Raw genomic sequence first — 1,671 nt, 5'->3', positions numbered from 1 at the left:
CTACAAGGAGGCCGGCCTCGACGTGGAATTGCTTGACGGAAAAGGCAGTGGCTCGACTGTGCAAGCGGTCGGCGCTGGAGTGGATACCTTTGGGTTCGCAAGTCTCGACACGATGGCGCTTCTGGCCTCCAAGGGACAGCCGGTGGTCGCAGTGGCCGGCATAATCCAGAAGAGCCCAAATGCGCTGATCTCGCTTGAGGGAAACGCAGTCTCAAAACCCGCGGATCTCGTCGGAAGGAAGGTCGGTCTGGTTCCCGACGGCGCCGCGGCGCGGCTGTTTCCGCAGCTTCTCAAGGTAAATAATATCGACGCGAGCAAGGTTGAGGTTGTGCAGCTCGGCTACTTCACGCTCTATGGCGCCCTTCTGCAGGGCCAGGTCGACGCGATTGTGGCTTTCAACATCGACGGCCCCAAGGTTGCGAAACAGAAGCCGACCGCGCCTCCGTTGCTCTATGCCGACTTCGGTCTCAATTCCCTCGGTGCTGGCATCATGACCAACACCAAGACCGTAGCGGAAGAGCCCGAGTTGGTCGGCAAGTTTGTCAAGGCTACACTCAAGGGCCTGGAAGACACCGTGACCGATCCAGCAGCGGCCGCCAAGGCGATCACCGACGCACGGCCTGACGCGGACTCCGCACTTATCCTCGCCGGCACTCAGCTGACGAAGCACCACCTGCATACGTTGAAGAGCGAGGAGAACGCGGCCGGGGTGATGACAGAGGCCGACTGGCTCGAAACGAAAAAGGTTCTGGTGGATGCTTTCGGCATGGCACCTGACACCGATGTCGCCAAACTCTACACCAATCGATTCGTCGAAAATTGACACGGGGGCAGGCCTCGGCCACGGCCTGGCTTATGGACGTGCTCCATAATAGGGGCGCGTCCACGCCGCGCCTGCACGATGTCGCAGGCCTGCCGCCGGCGACTTACATCTGGCGGATCAGATCGACGACATCCGCTCGCAATGTCTCCAAATGGGTCAGCATCGCGGCCTTCGCCTCGGATGCATCTTCGTTTATGAGTGCTCCGATCAGCCGCAGGTGCTCCTTGCGACCCGATCGGCCGCTTCCGGGGAACTCCGTGAGCTCGAAGAGCCGCGTCCGTCTTCTCAGGTTCCGGACGAGATCGGCGAGGTAGTCGTTCTGCAAGGCCATCACAATGGTTAGGTGGATCTCCTCGTCCAAAGACCATTGCTCCTTAGTGACCGTCTCGTCAGAATATGCCAGTTCCACTTCGCGCCATTTCTCCAGAAGATTCGGGTCGATCTTCCCGCAAGCCAAGAAGGCAGCTTCCGGCTCGATCAGCCTGCGGACGTGAAGCAGGTCAAGAAATTCCTTCACCGTAACCCGTCGCACGGTCAAAGTGCGACCGGCCCGAACCAGAAGGCCTTCTCCCTCGAGGCGTCCCAACGCATCTCGTATCGGTGTACGGGAGAGGTCCATCCTTTCGGCAAGGCGGCTTTCCAAGATCGTGTCGCCACCACGGAGCGTTCCATTGGAAAGGCTGTCCATGAGGTAGTTGTACGCGCGATCAGCCATGCTTACGGTTGCATTCTGGCCGAGAATATCCGCAGCATCCCGAGCATGGACCCCGTCCTGGACAAATCTTGATGTCTGGTCATGTTCCATTGGCGTATATCTTTCCTGGTTCCGAAACCCGGTAACCCCTGTC

General features: G+C 59.3%; 2 protein-coding genes. One reads left to right on the top strand and one right to left on the bottom strand.

Going from position 1 to position 1,671, the window contains the following annotated elements; translation table 11 throughout:
• On the top strand, positions 1-823 hold an 823-nt coding region (locus EN935_RS34845), incomplete at its 5' end, for an ABC transporter substrate-binding protein (RefSeq protein WP_127374169.1).
• 103 nt (positions 824-926) lie between these two features.
• On the opposite strand, the gene EN935_RS34840 is transcribed toward EN935_RS34845, so the two are convergent.
• A partial coding sequence (locus tag EN935_RS34840) for a GntR family transcriptional regulator (protein ID WP_206534648.1) occupies positions 927-1,671 on the bottom strand: 745 nt, incomplete at its 5' end.

The sequence above is a fragment of the Mesorhizobium sp. M7D.F.Ca.US.004.03.1.1 genome, from assembly GCF_003998635.1.
In the GTDB taxonomy this organism is placed as follows: Bacteria; Pseudomonadota; Alphaproteobacteria; order Rhizobiales; family Rhizobiaceae; genus Mesorhizobium; species Mesorhizobium loti.
Note: the sequence above shows the minus strand (reverse complement) of the source record. Positions and strands in the feature narration are given on the sequence as shown.